The sequence below is a fragment of the Streptomyces sp. NPDC054840 genome, from assembly GCF_053611065.1.
Genome location: NZ_JBSGZP010000830.1, coordinates 1 through 2,787 on the forward strand (window position 1 = coordinate 1; position 2,787 = coordinate 2,787).

The following is a 2,787-nucleotide window of genomic DNA, read 5'->3' on the forward strand; positions in this document are numbered from 1 at the left end:
GCCTACAACCTCAGGCTGAAGAGCACGGCCGCCTCCTGGCTCCCGTACGCCCTGGCCTTCGGCCTGCTGCCCGCCTTCGTCACCCTGGGCCTGCCCGGGGCCCCCTGGCCGGCCCCCTGGCTCACGGCCGCTGCCGCCCTCCTCGGCGCGGGCGCGCACTTCGCCAACGTGCTGCCCGACATCGAGGACGACCTGGCCACCGGCGTGGCGGGGCTGCCGCAGCGCCTCGGCCTACGGGTCTCGGCCGCGCTGGCCGGCCTGCTCGTCCTCGGTTCGACCGCCATCCTGGTCGTGGGACCACCGGGGAGGGTGACGGTGTACGGCTGGTTGCTGCTCGCCGCGACCACGACGGCGCTGCTCCTCGCGGCCCGCCGGCCGGCCGGAAGGCTGCCGTTCCTGACCGTGATGGCAGTGGCCGGAGCCGACGTGATCCTGCTGGTCGTCGAGCTCCGCCCGTGAGCCGCCGTGGAGGGCGGGACAGCGCTCAGAGCGTGCCGGGAAGCCGGACCGTGACGAGGAGACCGCCGGCGGTGCAGGGGACGAGGTCGAGGGCCCCGTCGTGGGCGCGGACGACGCTGTGCACGATGGCCAGACCGAGGCCGACGCCGGCGTGCTCGTCGGTGCGTACGCGTTCCGCACCCCGCTGGAAGGGTTCGGTCAGGGTCGGTAGGAGTTCCGGGCGGAGTGGCGGGCCCGTGTTCTCGACCCGCAGCACACTGGTGGCGCCGTATGCCTCGGTGTGAACCGTCACGGCGCCGCCCACGGGGAGGTTGTGGACGATGGCGTTCTGGACGAGGTTCGTCACCATCCGCAGCAGGAGTTCCGCCGAGCCGCCGGTCCGGGCCGCCCCGCCGGTGACGTCGAGCGTGATCCGGCGCTCCTCGGCGAGGGGGAGCAGCGTTTCGGCGGCCTCTTCGGCGAGGAGGGAGAGGTCGACGCTCTCGCGGGTGAAACTTCCCCGGTCGCCGCGGCTGAGCAGCAGGAGGGCCTCGGTGAGGTCGATCGCCCGCGTGTTGACCACGTACAGGCGCTCGATGAGCTCTTCCCGGTCGCGCGTCGGGTCCTTGCGGGCGACGTCGAGGAGCGTCCGTGAGATCGCCAGGGGGGTGCGCAGCTCGTGGGACGCGTTCGCGGCGAAGCGCTGCTGCTCGGCGACGTGGGACTCCAGCCGTTCGAGCATCGAATCGAACGCGTCGGAGAGCTCCCGGAATTCGTCCTGACGGCCCCTCATGCGGATCCGGTGGGACAGCGACCCGTTCCCGGCCGTCCGCGCCGCGTCCTGGATCTGGGTGAGCGGTGCGAGCATCCGGCCGGCCAGGATCCATCCCCCGACGAGGCCGAACACGAGGAGGAAGGCCATCGCCACGGCGGCGGCGGGGGCGAAGGTGTGCACCAGGAGGTAGCGGTTGGGCGAGATCCCGAGCAGCCCCTGGGAGTTGTCGGGTACATAGCGCAGCAGGAACACCCACACCACGGCCAGCAGGAGAGCGCCGGCGACGGCGAGGAATCCGGCGTAGCTGAGGGTGAGCTTCAGCCGGGCGCTGAACCCGGGGCGTCTATCCATGCGTACCGCTGGGGGCGGTGGTGTCCGTACCGGTGTCGATCCGGTAGCCGACGCCGGGCACCGTGGCGATGAGCCATGGTTCGCCGAGGCGTTTGCGCAGTGCGGAGACCGTGATGCGCACGGCGTTGGTGAGGGGGTCGGCGTTCTCGTCCCAGGCCCTTTCCAGCAGTTCTTCGGCACTGACGACCCCGCCCTCGGCGGCGACGAGGACGTCCAGCACGGCGAACTGTTTGCGGGTGAGCGCCACGTAGCGCCCGTCGCGGAAGACTTCCCGGCGGAAGGGGTCGAGCCGCAGTCCCGCGATCTCGCGGACCGGGGGCCGGGCGTAGCCGCGTCGGCGGTCGAGCGCCCTCAGCCGCAGGACGAGCTCGCGCAGCTCGAACGGTTTGGTGAGGTAGTCGTCGGCACCGAGCCCGAAACCGGAAGCCTTGTCGTCGATCCGGTCGGCGGCAGTGAGCATGAGGATCGGGATGCCGCTGCCGGAGGCGACGATGCGCCGCGCGACCTCGTCGCCCGAGGGGGCGGGGATGTCGCGGTCGAGGACCGCGAGGTCGTAGGAGTGGACGCTGAGCAGTTCGAGGGCGGAGGCGCCGTCGCAGGCGATGTCGGCGGCGATCGCCTCCAGCCGCAGACCGTCACGGACGGCTTCGGCCAGGTAGGGCTCGTCCTCGACGATCAGTACGCGCATGTCCGAAGCTTAGGCAGCGCACCATATCGCCGGCGTATGCAACGACGTGTGCCCCCCGTTCACCCGACCCGGCCCGCCCCCGCGGGCGCCGGCGCGGGGCGAGGCAGGTCGGACGGCGCCCCCGTCGCGGTGCGCCACCAGCGGCGCGACGCCAGCGAGGCCAGTACGGCGCCGGTGGCGTTGACCAGTACGTCGTCCACGGAGGACACCCGGTCCAGCCGCAGGACGTACTGTGCGGTCTCGATCAGGACCGAGCAGGCCGCGCCGAGCGCCAGGACCCGCGGCACGGACGCCGGCGCCACGAACCGCATCGGGGCGAAGAAGCCCAGCGCCGCCAGGACCAGCAGGTTACCGGCGATGCCGAGCGGCCCCATCGTGACCAGGTCCCGCAGCGGTACCAGGCTCACCCGTGCGGGGACGACGCCGGCTCCGCCGCCCGGCATCATGGTCATCCACACGAACGGCACCGTCCCGTGGATCATGCCCACCTCGGCGAGCGACAGCCGCCACGCCGACGCGGACGTGAGGCCGGCGG

General features: G+C 72.4%; 4 protein-coding genes. 1 reads left to right on the plus strand and 3 read right to left on the minus strand.

Features of this window, described 5'->3' with window-relative positions:
* Nucleotides 1–459: UbiA family prenyltransferase (locus ACWGIU_RS34695; RefSeq protein ID WP_453712080.1), on the plus strand; the 459-nt coding region annotated here is incomplete at its 5' end.
* 25 nt (nucleotides 460–484) lie between these two features.
* Here ACWGIU_RS34695 and ACWGIU_RS34700 read toward each other — a convergent pair.
* The 3 genes from ACWGIU_RS34700 to ACWGIU_RS34710 form a co-directional block, all read right to left on the minus strand.
* Complete coding sequence (locus tag ACWGIU_RS34700; protein WP_453712081.1) at nucleotides 485–1,564, minus strand: sensor histidine kinase; 1,080 nt, start codon at nucleotides 1,562–1,564, stop codon at nucleotides 485–487.
* Nucleotides 1,557–2,252 carry a response regulator transcription factor gene (locus tag ACWGIU_RS34705; RefSeq protein ID WP_453712082.1) on the minus strand — a complete coding sequence of 232 codons (696 nt, stop codon included), beginning with the start codon at nucleotides 2,250–2,252 and terminating at the stop codon, nucleotides 1,557–1,559. Before ACWGIU_RS34705 ends, ACWGIU_RS34700 begins: the two co-directional genes overlap by 8 nt.
* Nucleotides 2,253–2,311: 59 nt before the next feature.
* On the minus strand, nucleotides 2,312–2,787 hold a 476-nt coding region (locus ACWGIU_RS34710; protein WP_453712083.1), incomplete at its 5' end, for a VanZ family protein.

Bases quoted from the DNA above. Each gene is read 5' to 3' on its own strand.
- ACWGIU_RS34700 (WP_453712081.1), bottom strand. From the start codon at position 1,564: ATGGATAGACGCCCCGGGTTCAGCGCCCGGCTGAAGCTCACCCTCAGC.
- ACWGIU_RS34705 (WP_453712082.1), bottom strand. From the start codon at position 2,252: ATGCGCGTACTGATCGTCGAGGACGAGCCCTACCTGGCCGAAGCCGTC.